The sequence below is a fragment of the Actinomadura sp. CNU-125 genome (assembly GCF_001942465.1).
Classification (GTDB): domain Bacteria; phylum Actinomycetota; class Actinomycetes; order Streptosporangiales; family Streptosporangiaceae; genus Spirillospora.
This window is the reverse complement of record NZ_MKJY01000199.1, coordinates 45727-60673: the sequence shown is the minus strand read 5'-3', so window position 1 is coordinate 60673 and position 14947 is coordinate 45727. Positions and strand designations below refer to the sequence as shown.

Sequence of the window (14947 nt, the reverse complement as noted above, 5' to 3'; positions counted from 1 at the left end):
AAACGCCGCACTCCAGGTGCCCGGCGAGCCGGTCCAGCAGCGCGGTGAACTCGCCGCGCGACTCGTCCAGCATCGCCGCCACCCGCTCGTCGTCGCGGTACACGGTCGCGAGCCGGAGCGGCAGGACGGTGACGGCCCGGAACAGCGCGTCGACCACCCCGTGATGCGTGCGGGCGATCACTTCGAGCCGGTCCAGGTCCTCCAGCTGGGCCTTGAAGCCCTCCTCGCCGAACCGGGCCTCCGGCACGCTCGACACCACCGCCGCCAGGCCGTCCGCCTCCACCGTGTGGACGGGACGTTCCTGCAGGCCCGTGAGCCGCAGTGCCGTCCGCTCCAGCTCCGGGACGCGCGGGCCCACCGCGTACACGTAACTCAGTTCGGCCGTCGTCTCCGGCGTCGGTGCGACGGTCATCGGGTGTCTTCCTCCCGTTCGGCGGCGGGCAGCCCGGCCGCCCCGCGCAGCTGCTCCAGCTCCTCGCGCAGCCGCGCGTTCTCCTCCGCCAGCGAGTCGCGCCCGCGCGGCGTGCTCGCCCGGACGGCCGGCCGGCGGGCGTGCGACGACAGCGACGGGTCGTGCTCCCACCAGTCGATGCCCATCTCCTTCGCCTTGTCGACGGAGGCGACGAGCAGGCGGAGCTTGATGGTCAGCAGCTCGATGTCGAGCAGGTTGATCTGGATGTCGCCCGCGATGACGACGCCCTTGTCGAGCACCCGCTCCAGGATGTCGGCGAGGTTCGCCGAGGACCCGCCGTCGCGCGCCGCGTACGGGCTCACGCCGGTGGAGGGCCCCATGCGGCCCGCCAGTGAGTCGGACATGTCACACCAGCCTTGTCGGGTCGTCGTCCCGCGCCGCGTCAGCGGCGCCCGGCCGTGGCCTCGGCCCGTTCATCGTCGAGTTCCTCGTCGGGCTCCTCCTCTTCCCATTCCTCGTCTTCCTCCTCCGCGGCGTCGTCGTACTCGGCGTCGTCGGCGTCGTCGGTGTCCTGGACGTCCTGGACGTCCTCGACGTCGTCGGGTTCCTCCTCGCGGGCGCGTTCCTCTTCCTCGACGGCCTCGTCGTGCTCGACGACGACCTCGCCGTCGCGGATCTCGCCGCGCCAGCCGTCCGTGGCCTCACCGCGCATCGTGATGAACTTGCGGTACAGCTTCAGGTCGAGCCGCGCGCGGCGGCCCTGCGCCCGCCAGATGTTGCCGGTCTTCTCGAACAGCCCCTTGGGGAAGTATTCGAGCACCAGCAGCACGCGGGTGAGGTCGTCGGTGATCGGGTGGAACGTCACCACGCCCTTGACGGTGGCCTTCGCGCCCTCGGACGTCCAGGAGATGCGCCGGTCCGGGACCTGCTCGGTGACGCTCGCCTGCCAGCTCCGCGTGGACTTGGCGACCTTCGCCGTCCAGTTGCTCTTGGTGTCGTCGGCGCGGTCGACGCTGACGACGCCCTTCGCGAACGACGCGAACTCCTGGAACTGCGTCCACTGGTCGTAGGCTTCGCGCACCGGGACGCCCACGTCGACGTCCTCGACGATGACGACGCTCTTGGACTTGCCGCCGCCGCCCTTGCCCTTCTTGCCGCCCATGCCGAACATCGACTTCACGCGGTCCTTCAGCATGGACGTGCCGGCCTTCACGGCGGCCCGGCCGGGCGACTCACCCTCGCCGATGGCCTGTCCGCCCTTGGCGAGCCCGCCGACCAGCCCGCCGGGCGAGCCGCCCTCGCGAGCTTCCCGGCGCCCTGCCCGATCCGCTCGCCGAGGCCCGACACCGCCTGCAGGGCCCGTGCCTGCACGTAGGACTGCAGTTCGTTCTTCAGCCGGTCGGCGGCGGGACTGCCGACCAGATCGTCCTTCATCTTGGTCATGGTCGACTCAGCCATCGGCGTCTCCACGGTCGCTCGCCTTCCGCTTGGCGCCCGGCGCGGTCTTGCGGGCCGTTCCGGCGGTCTTGCGTGCGGCGGACCGTCCGGCGGACTTCCCGGTGGAGGCCGCCTTGCCGGCCGGGCGGCGGGCCTGCGCGGTCTTGCGGGTGCCGCCGCTGCGGCGCCGTCCGTTCTCGCGCGCCCGGTCCTCGCCGCCGTCGTCCTCGCGGTCCTCGTTCCGGACGTCCGGGGCTTCGGCCTCGCTCTCGTGTTCGTCCTCGCTCTCGTCCTCGTCCCGTGCGTCGCCGCGGAGCGGGTCGTTCAGGTCGAGGGTGCGTTCGTGCAGCGTGTCGGCCAGGGTGTTCGCGCGCTGGGTGACGGCGGACGTGACCGCCGTGCGGGTGCCGTCGACCAGGTCCTTGCGCACCTGGTCGCTCAACCCGCTCACCAGCGGCGAACCGAGCGCCAACTGGCTCAACTGCTTCGGATCGAGGCTGATCTTCTTCCCGGCCAGGAACATCCCCAGGCCGATCGCCATCTTCGCCTTCTTCGTCCGCCCGAGGAGGTAACCCCCCACGAGCGCGACGGCTATCTTCGCGTTGCTCTGCATCTCATTCCGTTTCCGTGGTCGTCCGGCCGCCGCGGATCTCGCGCCACTGCTCCTCCAGCCGGATCAGCCGGTCCAGCAGTTCGTCCTCGCGGCGGTCGAACTCCTCCTCGTCGATCCGTCCGTCGAGCAGCGCCTGTTCGAGTTCGCGCAGCTCGGCGCGGACGGGTGCGGGGTCGTAGTACTCCCGCTCGGCCGTCTGGACCACCTGGTCCAGCACCCAGCCGACGCCCCGGACCGGGGCCAGCGGGAGGGTCAGTACCTGCGTGATCAGACCCATGCCGGTCCTCTCGCCTCGCGGGTCAGACGAAGCTGTAGGGCGGCAGCGGCCCGTGCAGCGTCAGCTCGTACCCGTCGCCGCGGCGCCCCGCCTCGGCCCGCACCAGGTCGGCGAACTCGGCCGCGCGCGTCCGGTCCACCAGGAAGGACACGGCGAGGAAGTGCTCGCCGCGCGCCTCGCCCGGCGCGACCTGGACGGCCGCCGGGGCGAGCGCGGCCACGATCTCCCGTCCGGCGGCGTCGTTGCGCGCCACGACCTCCTGGGAGATCAGCTCGCCGAGCGCCATTCTGTCGCCGTGCGCCGCCGCGTCGTGCCGGGTGGCGTCGTTGAGCCGCCGCGCCTCCGGCGACTCGGTGAGGATCTCCCGCAGCACGTCGTCCTGGTCGCGGCCGCACTTGAGGTGGTACTCGATCCGGCCGGCGAGCCGCTCCAGCGTCCGCGCGTAGTTCTCGGCGTTCTCGTCGAGCGCGGCGACCTCGTCGCCGCTCGGGGCGACGAAGCCGAACCGCATCGGCAGGACGGCGCCGTCCTCCAGCAGCCGGTCCAGGACGGTCTGGTGCGCGAGCACCTCGCGCCGCTTCGGCCGCAGGTCGGCGGGGGCGTCGCTCACCACCGCCTTCAGCGACCGTCCCGCGACGGTCGTCGGCGGGCCCGCCGACTCGCCGACGCCCTTGAGGTCGTCGAGGCGGTGCGGGTGGTCGGCATCGGTGATCGCGTAGACGTACACCGGCATGACCGTCACTCGCCTTCCTTGCGCCGGGTGCCGCGCCGGGCCGTCGAGGAGGACGAGGACGACGAGCGGGTCTTGCGCTCGGCGGGCTCCTCGGCGTCGCCGTCCCGTCCCTTCTGCAGGGAGTCGCTGAACGCCTCGACGGCGCCGGTCAGCGCGCCCTTCGACTTGCCCTTGGCGCCGCTCTCCACCGAGTCGCCGACGATGTCGGTGAGCTGCGTCGGGGCCTTGCGGCCGGACTCCAGGTCGAGCCGGTTGCACGCCTCGGCGAAACGCAGGTAGGTGTCGACGCTGGCCACCACGACCCGGATGTCGATCTTGAGGATCTCGATGCCGACCAGCGAGACGCGCACGAACGCGTCGATGACCAGTCCCTTGTCGAGGATCAGTTCGAGGACGTCGTAGAGGCTGGAGCTGCCGCCGCCGGAAGCGGGGCGCGCCTGCTGCTGTTGCATGACTGTCATCGGGGGGCTCCCTTCCTTCGGCACTGGGCCCGGGGGACGCCGCCGCCCGTACGGGCGGCCGCCCCTCAGGTTCGGTCCAGTTGTCCGCGCGCGTACCGCCGTGTGCGCTCGTACCCCATGAGCTCGCCCTCCTGGTCGAGCGTCACCCGGTAGGTCGCCATGACGCTGGAGGTGTCGGGGATCCGCTCGATCTCCACGACCTCGACGTCGGCGACCCAGCCGCCGCCGTCGCGCGGCTGCAGCGTCGACACCGAGTCGGGCTGCGAGCCGAGCAGCTCGGCGAGCTGCGCGGCGGCGCCGCGGATCGCGTCGCGGGCGGAGAGGCGGGGGGCCGCTCCGGCGTCCTTTCCGTTCTCCGTCATGGGTTCCTCGGGATCGGGGGGCGGGGGTCGAGGGCGGTCGCTTTGCCTGTCGTCGCGTTGTCTGTCAGCGCGGACTCCGCACTTCGTACCCGTCCTGTGGAATCCACACCTCTCAGGCATTTCGGTCTCAGACGGGCCGGGTGATGTGCGGTAAGAAAATATTGCGGTACTATTTTTTCTATGACGCAGCATGCCGACGCGGACACGCGCCGCGCCCAGGTCGCCTCCGCGCTGGTGGCCGTGGTCGCCGAACGCGGGCTGGCGCGGACGACCCTGGCCGACGTCGCACGGACCGCGGGGGTTTCGGTGGGGCTCGTCCAGCGCTATTTCCGCACCAAGGACGAGCTGCTCACGTTCGGGATCGAGTACGTCTACCGGCGCACCGAGGAACGCGTCGAGGCAGTCCCGGTCGAGCCGCCGATCCGCGAGTTCGTCGTCCGGCTGATGGAGACGTCCCTGCCGCTGACCCCCGAACGGCACGCGGAGGCGCGGGTCTGGCTGGCGTTCGTGCAGACCTCGCTCACCGAGCCGGCGATGGCCGCCGTCCACCGGGACGCGACCGGACGGCTGATCGACGGCGTCCGGCAGGCGCTGGAGGGGGCGCGGCGGGCAGGTGAGCTCGGCGCCGGAGTCGACGCGGCGGCCGAGGCGGCCGCCCTGGTCGCGTTCGCGGACGGCCTGTGCCTGCACCACGCGGCGACCGGCGACGGATTCGAGGCGTCCGGCATCGCCGCCGCGCTGCGCCTTTACGTCGACCGGCTGTTCGCCGCGTGAGCGCACCGCTCGCACTGGCGCTGGCCGGTCTCGCGCTCCTGGACAGCACCAGCTTCGGCACCCTGCTGATCCCCATCTGGCTGCTGCTCACCCCGGGACGGGTCCGGACCGGACGCATCGCCGTCTACCTGCTCACGGTCGCCGCGTTCTACTTCTGCGTCGGCGTGCTCCTGGTCGTGGGCGCGGACGCCGCGGCGGCCGCCGTCCGCGACGTGCTCGCCGACGTGCCCGCGCCCGCCCTCAGGTCCCTGCAACTGGCGTTCGGCGTCTTCCTCGTCGCGTGGAGCTACCGCTTGGAGGCCCGTGCCCGTGCGGGCGAGGGCGAGCCCGGGAAGCTGCGGCGCTGGCGGGAGGGCGCGATGGCGGGCGGGCGGCCGCCCGCGGCCTGATGAGTCTCGCGCTGGCGGCCACCGCGCTGGAGGTCGCGACGATGGTGCCCTACCTGGCCGCCGTCGCCCTCATCGCGGGCGCGACCTGCCCCGGCCGGTCACCGGTGCGACCCTGGCGGGTTACTGCCTCGTGATGCTCCTGCCCGCCGTGCTCGCCGCCGCGGCCCGGATCGCCTGGCACGAGCGGGCGGAACCGGTGCTGCGGCGCGTCGACGCCTGGCTCACCCGCAACAGCGCCAAGGCCGTCGGCTGGACGGTCGGGGGCATCGGCGTCAGCGTCGCCGTCAATGCCGTGATCAACCTGCTTATCGTCGCCTGACGCCGGGGCGTCGGCGCCCGCGTCACAGAGCGTTGAGGTCGTTCTCCAGGACGGCGAAGGCGGCGTCGGCGGCCTCGGTGAGGGTCGGGTAGTCCATCCCGGGGATGTGCAGTGCCTCGGCGGCGGTGCGGAAGGCGCCGGTGGCGGCGGCCGCGACGACGTGCGGGCGCAGGTCGGTGGCGGGGTCGAGGCCCATGCGCGCGGCGATGACCTCGGTGAGCAGCATCTGCTTGCGCTGCGCGTGCTCCAGGCTGCCCGCCGAGAGGGCCGGGCTGTCGGCGGTCATCGAGATCAGGCACTCGAAGCGCTCGGGCGTGAAGCCGAGCTCGCCGCTCTCGCAGGCGTGGGCGACCTGGACGACCGTTCGGCGCAGCGCGGTCAGGATCGGTTCGTCCGCGGGGCGTTCGGCCAGGATCGTCATGACGGCGCGGAGCTGCTCGTCCTGGAAGGTGAGCGCGACGTCCTCCTTCGATGCGAAGTAGCGGAAGAACGTGCGGGACGACACGTCGACGGCGTCCGCGATCTCCTCGACGGTCGTCGAGTCGAACCCCTTCTCGGCGAAGAGGGCGAACGCGGCGTCGACGAGGGCCTCGCGGGTGCGCTGCTTCTTGCGCTCCCGGCGGCCCGGCGGCGGGGCGTCGGGGACGGTCGCGGTCATGGGCGAATCTTAACGGCCCGGTGGCGCCAGGGAAAGCGTCATGGGCTAACTGTTGTCGTTTTGTGTCTCCAGTCATTGGCTGACTTCAGCCGGTTGACGACAAGTGTCGCATCATGACACTTTGTCTCCAGGCAATCGGGAGGACATGACGATGACGGAGTTGCTCGAAAGGCCCGTGCGGACGCGGGAACGGGCGGGGCACGGGCATCCGTGGCTCACGCTGCTCGCGGTCGCGCTGGGCGTGATGATGGTCGGGCTCGACGCGACCGTGGTCGCGATCGCCAACCCGGCGATCGCGCGGGAGTTCGGGGCCGACCTGTCCGGCCTGCAGTGGGTCACCAACGCGTACCTGCTGGCCCTGGCCGTGACGCTGATCCCGGCCGGGAAGATCGCCGACCGGTTCGGGCGCCGCCGGACGTTCCTGGCGGGCGTCGTCGGGTTCGCCGTGTCAAGCGTCCTCATCGGGCTGTCCGGCGGGCTCGGCATGGTGATCTTCTGGCGGGTCGTGCAGGGCTTCGCGGGAGCGCTGCTCCAGCCGGCGAGCCTGGCGATCCTGCGCAACACCTTCCCGGCCGAGCGGCTCAACACCGCCATCGGGATCTGGGGCGCGACGGTCGGCGTCTCCATCGCGGGCGGGCCGATCGTGGCCGGGCTGCTGGTGGAGAACGTCAACTGGGAGTCGGTGTTCTTCGTCAACGCGCCGCTCGGGCTGATCGCCCTGGCCGTGGGGCTGTGGGTGATCCGCGAGTCCAAGGACGAGGACGCGGCGGGCTCGTTCGACTTCGCCGGGGTCGCGCTGCTGACGGGCGCGCTGTTCGCGCTCGTGTGGGGACTGATCAAGGCGGGCGAGGACGGCTTCGGGGCCGCCGTGCCGCGCGTGTCGTTCGCGGCCGCCGTGGCGCTGTTCGCGCTGTTCGTCTGGAACGAGCGGCGGGTGGAGCGCCCGCTGCTGCCGCTCGGCCTGTTCAAGTCGGTGTCGCTGTCGGCGGCGACCGGGCTGATCGTCCTCGGCTTCTTCGCGATGTTCGGGACGATCTTCTTCATCACCCTCTACCTGCAGCAGGTCCACGGGATGAGCCCGGTGGACGCGGGCGTCCGGCTGCTGCCGATGACGGGCATGTTCGTCGTGGCGTCGCCGCTCGCGGGGATGCTGAACGGCCGGTTCGGGCCGCGGGTGCCGCTGGCGCTCGGGATGGTGTTCACCGCGACCGCGCTGTTCGGGCTGTCGCGCGTCGCCGTCGACGCGCCCTACTCCGGGCTGTGGCCGTGGTTCGTGCTGATGGGCCTGGCGTTCGGCATGGTGATCGTCGCCGGGACGGAGGCGATCGTGGGCAACGCGCCGCCGCAGCTGGCCGGTGTCGCCGGAGGCCTGCAGCAGACGGCGTCGCAGGTCGGCGGCGTCCTCGGCACGTCGGTGCTCGGGGTGCTGCTGTCCACCCGGGTCGGCGACGTGCTGTTCGGGCGGCTCACGGACGCGGGCGTCCCGGACGCCGCGGCGCGGGGCCTCGCCGGGCAGGAGGGGATCGTGTCGCAGGGCGTCGCGCCGGTGCCGCCGGGCACGCCGGAGCCCGCCGCCGACGCGATCACGACGGGGAGCCACCTGGCGTTCATGGACGGCTTCCAGACGTCGCTGACCGTCGCCGCGTGCGTCGCCGCCGTCGCGGTGGTCGCGGCCCTGTTCGTCGGGCGGGGCTCGTCCCCGGTCGAGGGCGCGGCGGCGGTCTGAGCCGCGTCGTCGGCCCGGGTGCCGTCGGCCCGGGTGTCGTCGGCCCGGGTGTCGTCAGCCCGGGTTCGGCGCGGGGTTCGAGGTGGGGCTGGGCACGCCGGACGGCTCCGGTGTCGCGGACGGCGGCGGCGTGCCCGTCCCGGTGTCCGGGGGAGTGCTCGGGGACGCGCTGTCGTCCGGGGCGGTCGTCTCCGGCGGCGCCGACGGGCTCTCCACGGGCGGCGTGCTCGACGGCGGGTCCGACGGGGACGCCTCGGCGGACTCCCGCTCGCGCTCGTCCGACGGCGACTTCTCCGGTGCGGGCTTCGAGGCGGGCGCGGACGACGGCTCCTTCGCGGAGCCGCCGGACGTCCCGCCGGCGGTCCCGCCGGACGGGCCTGCGGCCGTACCGGACGTCGCGCCGGGCCCGCGGGCCGCCGCGAGTCGCCGTACGGGCTCGTCACCTCGGCGGGCCCGGACTCGGCGTCGGCGGGCTCGTGGCCGGTCCCGTTGGGCGAGACGGACGCGGGCTGCGTGCGCCCCTCGCCGGACGACGGGACGACCGTCGCCGACGATGTCCCGGTGCCGCGCGCGGACGGCCACGACGCGAGCAGCCCGATGACGGCCGCCGCGGAGGCCGCGACGCCCGCGGCGGCGCCGAGCCCCTTGGACCAGGCGCCGCCCAGTCCCTTGCGGCGGCGGGCCTCGGCGGGCCGGTTCTGGCCGATCACCACGAGCGGGATCGGGGCCGTCACCGTCGGGACGTCCCGGGTCGCCTCCTCCTCGCAGTTGGCGATGACCTGGTCGCGGAGCCGGGCGGGCGCGTGCGCGGGGGCGCGGCTCGCGAGCAGCTTGGGCAGCTTGCCCTTCTCGAACGCGCTGATGAGGTCGAGCCGCGGTTCGGTCGTGCCGCGCATGAGGATGTCGAGGACGGCCCGTTCCAGCCGGGCCCGCGCGGTCTCGACGAGCTGCGCGGCGGTGTCGGGGGCGACTCCGAGCAGCCGCGCGATGTCGGGGATCTCCAGCCACTCGCCCGCCCAGAGCACCAGGGCCTCGCGGTGCTCGGAGGGCAGGCCCGCGGCGACCCGCAGCAGCGGGTCCGGGTCGGCGAACATCATGCCGCCGCGCGCGGTGGACGCGACGCGGTCGGCGCAGACCGTCCGGGCGAGGGAGTACAGCCACAGCACGCCGTCGCCGCGCGGGGGCCGGTGGACGGCCGCGGTGAACGTGTCGCCGAGCGCGGCGTCCGCGAGCCGATCGCCGACGAGGGACCAGCAGTACGCGTAGAGACGGTCCGCGTGCGCGTCGTAGAGCGAACCCGGGTCTGCGCGCATGTGACCTCCACGTCGTCCGCCGCTGGGCCGGTGCCCGGCCCTGCAGATCGGTCGAAAGGCGCGCACACCGGTGGTTGACGGGACTCTAGCGCGTCCCGTCAAAAGGTGAGAAGTCCGATAATGGGGGATTCGTGAAATGCCACGGAGGGTGATCGGTACGAGTGCGAACCGTGATGTTCACGGAGATTTAAGGAAGATCATGAAAATCGCCGGATATCTGATGCGGTTCAGCAGGGAAGGATCCGAACCCGTTGCCGGAACAGAGGAGTCGAGGGTGACCCGGCTGACCGTGGACGACGTCTACCAGCACATTCATGGGGTCTGCTTCAAGACCGGCCCGCCCGGGACGGTCGGCGCCGAGACCGAGTGGTTCGTGGTCGACGCCGCCGATCCCGCCGCGCACGTCCCCGCCGGACGGGTCCGCGCCCTGATGGACGCGGACGCCGCCGCGGCCGGGCCGCCCGGCGGGGGGAGCAGCCTCACCTACGAACCCGGCGGCCAGCTCGAACTCAGCTCCGCGCCGTACCCCGGCCTGGCCGCCCTGCACGCCGCGCTCGGCGGCGACATCGCCCGCGTCCGCGCCGTCCTCGGCCGGGCCGGACTGGCCCTCGTCGGGCACGGCGTCGACCCCGTCCGCCGTCCCCGCTTCCAAGCCGAGCATCCCCGCTACCGCTGCATGCGCGACTACTTCGTCTCCGGCGGGTTCCCCGACGCGGGCGAGGCGATGATGTGCTCCACCGCGTCCGTCCAGGTCTGCCTGGACATCGGCGCCGACCGCGCGGACGCCGCCCGGCGCTGGCGCCTCGCGCTCGCGCTCGGCCCCGTGCTCGTCGCCGCGTTCGCGAACTCGCCCGTCCGCGCCGGGCGCCGCACCGGACTGCGGTCGTCCCGGCAGGGCATCTGGACCGAGCTCGACCCCTGCCGCACGCTGCCCGTCCTGCGCGACGGCGACGACGACCCCGCCGAGTCGTGGACGCGGTACGCGCTGGACGCGCGCGTGATGCTCGTCCACACCGCGTCCGGGAAATGGGTGTCCGATCCCGGCATGTCGTTCCTGGAGTGGCTCGGCAAGGGCGAGCCCGGCCCGGACGACCTGGACTACCACCTGTCGACGCTGTTCCCGCCGGTCCGGCCGCGCGGCTGGCTGGAACTGCGAATGATCGACGCGCTGCCCGGACCGTACTGGGCCGTCCCCGTCGCCGTCACCGCGGCGCTGCTGGACGATCCGGCGGCCGCGGCGCTCGCCGAGGCGCGACCGAGCCCGTCGCGGACCGCTGGGCGCAGGCCGCCCGCGACGGGCTCGCCGACCCGCCGCTCGCCGCCGCCGCCCGCGACTGCTTCGCCGCCGCACTCGACGCGCTGCCCCGGCTGGGCGCGTCCGGGCTCGTCCCGCTGGTGGCCGAGTACGCCGGACGGTACGTGGAGCGCGGCCGCTGCCCCGCCGACGACCTGCCCGAAGAGAACGCGGCCGAGAGGGCACCCGAGAAGGAGGACCCGACATGCCCGCTGTGACCGACCACGAGCCGACCCGGGACGAGGACGCGCTCAAGGAGCTGATCGCGGACGAGCTGGGCGCGTCCCGGCACCGCAGCTTCGGCCTCACCACCGACGTGCTCGCCGAGGACGACCTGGTCGTCCAGGTATCGCCGCTGATGTCGCCGCTCGTGTGGGACCTCGCCCACATCGGCAACTACGAGGAGCTGTGGCTGCTGCGCGCCGCGGCGGGCGCCGAGCCGATGCGCCCCGAGATCGACGGGCTGTACGACGCGTTCGAGCATCCGCGCGCCGAGCGTCCGTCACTGCCGCTGCTCCCGCCGGGCGAGGCGCGCGCGTACATCTCCACGGTCCGCGCGAAGGTGCTGGACGCGCTGCCGTCCGTCCCGTTCGACACCCCCGACCCGCTCACCAACGGCGGATTCGTCTACGGGATGGTCGTCCAGCACGAGCACATGCACGACGAGACCATGCTCGCCACGCACCAGCTCCGCAAGGGCGCCCCCGCGCTCCTCGACCCTCCCGGCGCGACCGTCCAGGTGGGCGGCGCCCCGGAGAAAGGCGAGGTGCTGATCGAGGGCGGACCGTTCCAGATGGGCACGTCGGACGAACCGTGGGCCTACGACAACGAACGTCCGGTGCACATCGTGGACGTGCCCTCGTATTACATCGACACGGAACCGGTGTCGAACGCCGACTACACGCAGTTCATCGAAGCGGGCGGATACGACGACCCCCAATGGTGGACCCAAGCCGGATGGGAATGGCGCAACAAGAGCGGGAAACGAGCCCCCGCGTTCTGGGAACGGGAAGGGGGCCAGTGGCTCCGCCGCAGGTTCGGGCACCTCGAACCCGTCCCGCCCGGTGAGCCCGTCCAGCACGTGTGCTGGTACGAGGCGGACGCCTACGCGCGCTGGGCCGGCAAGCGACTCCCGACCGAGGCCGAGTGGGAGAAGGCCGCGCGCTGGGACCCGGCCGTACAGCGGTCCCGGAAGTACCCGTGGGGAGAGGTGTACGAGGAAGGACGCGCCAACCTCGGGCAGCGCGCGCTTCGCCCGTCCCAGGAGGGCTCCTACGCCACGGGCGCGTCCGCGTACGGGGTCCGCCGGATGCTCGGCGACGTGTGGGAGTGGACGTCGTCCGATTTCCACGGCTACCCGGGTTTCCGCTCCTTCCCCTACAGGGAGTACTCCGAAGTCTTTTTCGGACCGGAGTACAAGGTCCTCAGAGGCGGGTCATGGGCGACGCACCCGCAAGCCATACGCGGCTCGTTCCGCAACTGGGACTACCCGATCAGGCGGCAGATCTTCTCCGGGTTCCGCTGCGCGCGCGCCGCCGGAGCCCGCTGATGTGCCGCCACCTCGGCTACCTCGGACCCGCCCGCACCCTGCACTCGCTCGTCTACGACGGCGAGCACTCCCTCGAAACGCAGGCGTACGCGCCCCGCATGACGCAGGGCAACCTCCTCAACGCCGACGGGTACGGCGTCGGCTGGTACGCCGACGACGACCGCACCGGCGGCGCGGCCGTCCGGTTCCGCCGCGCCCAGCCCCTCTGGACGGACGCGTCGTTCCGCGAGATCGCCGCCACCGTCCGAACGACGTGCGCGGTCGCGGCCGTCCGGTCGGCGACCACCGGATTCCCGGTCGACGAGTCGGGCGCCCAGCCGTTCCGCGCCGGGAACCGGCTGTTCAGCCACAACGGCGTCGTGCACGGCTACGCGGAGGTCGAGGCCCGGCTCCGCGAACTCGCGGGCGACGTCGCGCGCGTCCCGGACGCCCGCGCCCCGCTCGACTCCGCCCCGCTGTTCGCCATCGCCGCGCGGCACTGGCGGGACGGCGCGCCCCTCGGCGCGGGCCTCGCCGCGACCATCGCCGCCGTCACCGCCCTCGCCCCCGGCCGCTTCAACCTGCTCGCCGCCGACGGCGCCGCCCTCGCCGCCACCACCTGGGGCGACTCGCTGTTCGTCCGCGAGGACGCCGACACGATCCGCGTCGCGTCCGAACCGCTCGACGACGACCCCGGCTGGAAACGCGTCCCCGACCGCAGCCTCGTCACCGCCGACCGGACGTCCGCGTCCGCATCGAATCCCTTTAAGGAGAACCACGTGGACCGGTTCCTGACCGCCGACGACCTCGCCAAGTCCCTGCGCGCCGACGTCCGGGAGGGCCTCACCGCCACCCCCAAGACGCTCCCGCCCAAGTGGTTCTACGACGAGCGCGGCAGCGAACTCTTCGAGGACATCACCGAACTCGACGAGTACTACCCGACGCGCCGCGAACGGGAGATCCTCACCGCCCGCGCGCCCGACATCGCCGCCGCGACCGGCGCCCGCACGCTCCTCGAACTCGGCGCCGGATCGGGCGAGAAGACCCGCCTCCTCCTCGACGCGCTCGCCGGCACCCTGACCACCTACGTCCCGGTGGACGTCAGCGGCGACTTCCTCGAAGACGCCGCGCGCGGCATCGCCGCCGACCATCCGCGCCTCACCGTCCGTCCGGTCGCCGCCGACTACGAGCAGCACCTGCACCTCCTGCCGTCCGGCGACCGCACCCTCGTCGCGTTCCTCGGCGGCACCATCGGCAACATGCCGCCCGCCGCCCGCATCGGCTTCCTCGGCGGGCTCCGCGCCGCCCTCGGCGACGACGGCTCCATCCTCCTCGGCGCCGACCTCGTCAAGGACCCGGACCGGCTCGTCCGCGCCTACGACGACGCCGCCGGCGTCACCGCCGAGTTCAACAAGAACGTGCTGCGGGTGCTGAACCGCGAACTGGACGCCGACTTCGACCCGTCCGCGTTCGAGCACGTCGCGTACTGGAACCCCGCCGAAGAATGGATCGAGATGCGGCTGCGCTCCCGCCACGACCAGGACGTCCGCATCGGCGGCCTCGACCTCGGCGTGTCGTTCGCGGCGGGGGAGGAGATGCGCACCGAGATCTCCGCGAAGTTCCGCCGCGAACGCCTCGAAAGCGAACTGGGCGCCGCCGGCCTCGCCCTCGCCGAGTTCTGGACCGACCCCGCGGGCGACTTCTCGCTCAGCCTCGCGCGTCCCGCCTGACGTCCGGTTACGGCGCGTCCCGAACCGGCTGCGCGAGCCCGAGGCGCTCGATGTCGGCGACCAGCCGGGTCGCCAGGTAGCGGTGGCCCTCCGGCGTCGGGTGCGTACCGTCGTTCTTGATGTACCGGGCCGCGTTGCCGCCGCCCATCGCCCCGCCGGTCACCCACTTCTCGGCGATCGGGTCGACGAACGGGACGCCGAGCCGCCCCGCGAGCTGCTGCAGCGAGTCGCGGACGCCGAGCACCTGCGGCGTCGGCGTCCCGTTGCCCCACAGCGGCCCCATCAGCACGACGTGCGTGCCCGGCCACCGCTGCGCCACCCGCTCCAGCAGCGTCCGCGCCGCCGCCGCGACCTGCGGCCCCGGCAGCCGCCGGTCGTTGTGGCCGCCGGACACGATCAGCAGGTCCGGCGCGGGCCGCCAGCCCAGCTGCAGCTCGAACATGCCGAGGAAGTCGTCCGAACCGTTGGTCGTCTTCACGAACCCGGTGCCGCCGCGCCCGCCGATGATCACCTGCCAGCCGAGCAGCCGCGCCGTCGCGGACGCGTACGTCTCCTCCGGCGCGACGCCGGACTCCCCGACCGTGTAGCTGTCGCCGAGGAACATCACCACGGACGGCGTCGTCCGCGCGGTCTGCGACGCCGCCGGAGACGACGGGCCGTCGGCCACCGCGGAGCTGTGCACCGGGTTGGCGACCGCCGAACAGCCGGCGGACAGACCCGCCAGCAGTGCCAGGCACAGCGTCAACGCCGCGCCGCGACGGGCGCGGCGTAGGTACATGAAGACCGTCCAAAGAGACTTGGGGGATGCATCCGTATCTTACTGACCCGACCGCCGTTCCGTGATCGGTCCGCGCGCGCCCCCCGCCCGTGTCGTCCATTTCGAGACCCGACCTACACCGGCCGTTCACCCGGCCATCACGT

Annotated in this window: 20 protein-coding genes and 2 pseudogenes; 10 read left to right on the top strand and 12 right to left on the bottom strand. The window is 73.0% G+C overall.

What is annotated here, in order from left to right; all coding sequences use genetic code 11:
• The 9 genes from BJF79_RS22800 to BJF79_RS22765 all read right to left on the bottom strand — a co-directional run.
• Nucleotides 1–412 (bottom strand): GvpL/GvpF family gas vesicle protein (locus BJF79_RS22800; protein WP_187357040.1); only part of this gene is annotated, 412 nt, incomplete at its 3' end.
• Nucleotides 409–792 (bottom strand): gas vesicle protein, encoded by a 384-nt coding sequence (locus BJF79_RS22795; protein ID WP_262402427.1) that lies wholly within the window; start codon nt 790–792, stop codon nt 409–411. The genes BJF79_RS22795 and BJF79_RS22800, both read right to left, overlap by 4 nt.
• Before the next feature lie 62 nt (nt 793–854).
• Nucleotides 855–1607: an SRPBCC family protein gene (locus BJF79_RS22790; protein ID WP_262402426.1), complete on the bottom strand. Its 753-nt coding sequence runs from the start codon at nt 1605–1607 to the stop codon at nt 855–857.
• Between the two features lie 14 nt (nt 1608–1621).
• Nucleotides 1622–1870: a hypothetical protein gene (locus BJF79_RS61160; protein ID WP_262402425.1), complete on the bottom strand. Its 249-nt coding sequence runs from the start codon at nt 1868–1870 to the stop codon at nt 1622–1624.
• Complete coding sequence (locus BJF79_RS22785; protein WP_075900298.1) at nt 1863–2462, bottom strand: hypothetical protein; 600 nt, start codon at nt 2460–2462, stop codon at nt 1863–1865. Before BJF79_RS22785 ends, BJF79_RS61160 begins: the two co-directional genes overlap by 8 nt.
• Nucleotide 2463: 1 nt before the next feature.
• On the bottom strand, nt 2464–2739 hold the full coding sequence (locus tag BJF79_RS22780; protein ID WP_075900296.1) for a gas vesicle protein GvpG: 276 nt from the start codon (nt 2737–2739) through the stop codon (nt 2464–2466).
• A gap of 22 nt (nt 2740–2761) precedes the next feature.
• Nucleotides 2762–3472: a GvpL/GvpF family gas vesicle protein gene (locus BJF79_RS22775; protein WP_075900316.1), complete on the bottom strand. Its 711-nt coding sequence runs from the start codon at nt 3470–3472 to the stop codon at nt 2762–2764.
• Between the two features lie 5 nt (nt 3473–3477).
• A complete protein-coding gene (locus tag BJF79_RS22770; protein WP_410050122.1) occupies nt 3478–3924 on the bottom strand; it encodes a gas vesicle structural protein GvpA in 447 nt (148 codons plus the stop codon).
• A 74-nt stretch (nt 3925–3998) separates the two neighbouring features.
• The gene (locus tag BJF79_RS22765) at nt 3999–4295 is read right to left on the bottom strand and encodes a gas vesicle protein (protein ID WP_075900292.1); all 297 of its coding nucleotides are present in this window, start codon (nt 4293–4295) and stop codon (nt 3999–4001) included.
• A gap of 180 nt (nt 4296–4475) precedes the next feature.
• Between BJF79_RS22765 and BJF79_RS22760 the strand changes: the two genes are divergently transcribed.
• From BJF79_RS22760 to BJF79_RS51295, 4 genes are read left to right on the top strand one after another with little or no spacing between them, the layout of a single operon-like run.
• Complete coding sequence (locus tag BJF79_RS22760; protein ID WP_075900290.1) at nt 4476–5069, top strand: TetR/AcrR family transcriptional regulator; 594 nt, start codon at nt 4476–4478, stop codon at nt 5067–5069.
• The gene (locus BJF79_RS51300; RefSeq protein WP_083733679.1) at nt 5066–5458 is read left to right on the top strand and encodes a GAP family protein; all 393 of its coding nucleotides are present in this window, start codon (nt 5066–5068) and stop codon (nt 5456–5458) included. The genes BJF79_RS22760 and BJF79_RS51300 overlap by 4 nt, the downstream gene beginning before the upstream one ends.
• Nucleotides 5458–5592: a hypothetical protein gene (locus BJF79_RS61155; RefSeq protein ID WP_262402424.1), complete on the top strand. Its 135-nt coding sequence runs from the start codon at nt 5458–5460 to the stop codon at nt 5590–5592. The genes BJF79_RS51300 and BJF79_RS61155 overlap by 1 nt, the downstream gene beginning before the upstream one ends.
• Complete coding sequence (locus BJF79_RS51295) at nt 5592–5777, top strand: hypothetical protein (RefSeq protein WP_158079256.1); 186 nt, start codon at nt 5592–5594, stop codon at nt 5775–5777. The genes BJF79_RS61155 and BJF79_RS51295 overlap by 1 nt, the downstream gene beginning before the upstream one ends.
• 22 nt (nt 5778–5799) lie before the next feature.
• Here the strand turns inward: BJF79_RS51295 and BJF79_RS22750 are convergent, their stop codons facing one another.
• Nucleotides 5800–6435, bottom strand: a complete 636-nt coding sequence (locus BJF79_RS22750) for a TetR family transcriptional regulator (RefSeq protein ID WP_075900288.1) — start codon at nt 6433–6435, stop codon at nt 5800–5802.
• A 145-nt stretch (nt 6436–6580) separates the two neighbouring features.
• On the opposite strand from BJF79_RS22750, the gene BJF79_RS22745 reads away from it, so the two are divergent.
• Nucleotides 6581–8161, top strand: a complete 1581-nt coding sequence (locus tag BJF79_RS22745; RefSeq protein WP_075900286.1) for an MFS transporter — start codon at nt 6581–6583, stop codon at nt 8159–8161.
• A 54-nt stretch (nt 8162–8215) separates the two neighbouring features.
• On the opposite strand, the gene BJF79_RS55695 is transcribed toward BJF79_RS22745, so the two are convergent.
• Nucleotides 8216–8743 (bottom strand): hypothetical protein, encoded by a 528-nt coding sequence (locus tag BJF79_RS55695; protein ID WP_075900284.1) that lies wholly within the window; start codon nt 8741–8743, stop codon nt 8216–8218.
• Here BJF79_RS55695 and BJF79_RS55690 point away from each other — a divergent pair.
• The 5 genes and pseudogenes from BJF79_RS55690 (at nt 8723) to egtD (ending at nt 14026) form a co-directional block, all read left to right on the top strand.
• Entirely contained in the window at nt 8723–9427 is a 705-nt protein-coding gene (locus tag BJF79_RS55690) for a hypothetical protein (protein WP_075900282.1), read from the top strand. The genes BJF79_RS55695 and BJF79_RS55690 overlap by 21 nt on opposite strands.
• Nucleotides 9428–9610: 183 nt before the next feature.
• Nucleotides 9611–10654: pseudogene (locus tag BJF79_RS22730) on the top strand (glutamate-cysteine ligase family protein); the annotation flags it as partial.
• 319 nt (nt 10655–10973) lie between these two features.
• Nucleotides 10974–12317: an ergothioneine biosynthesis protein EgtB gene (gene egtB, locus BJF79_RS22725; RefSeq protein ID WP_075900279.1), complete on the top strand. Its 1344-nt coding sequence runs from the start codon at nt 10974–10976 to the stop codon at nt 12315–12317.
• Nucleotides 12206–12979 (top strand): annotated as a pseudogene (gene egtC, locus BJF79_RS53605) (ergothioneine biosynthesis protein EgtC); the annotation flags it as partial. The gene egtB and the pseudogene egtC, both read left to right, overlap by 112 nt.
• A gap of 96 nt (nt 12980–13075) precedes the next feature.
• On the top strand, nt 13076–14026 hold the full coding sequence (gene egtD, locus BJF79_RS53600) for an L-histidine N(alpha)-methyltransferase (RefSeq protein ID WP_075900314.1): 951 nt from the start codon (nt 13076–13078) through the stop codon (nt 14024–14026).
• 7 nt (nt 14027–14033) lie between these two features.
• On the opposite strand, the gene BJF79_RS22710 is transcribed toward egtD, so the two are convergent.
• Nucleotides 14034–14804 carry an SGNH/GDSL hydrolase family protein gene (locus BJF79_RS22710; RefSeq protein ID WP_143220096.1) on the bottom strand — a complete coding sequence of 257 codons (771 nt, stop codon included), beginning with the start codon at nt 14802–14804 and terminating at the stop codon, nt 14034–14036.
• Nucleotides 14805–14947: the final 143 nt, after the last annotated feature.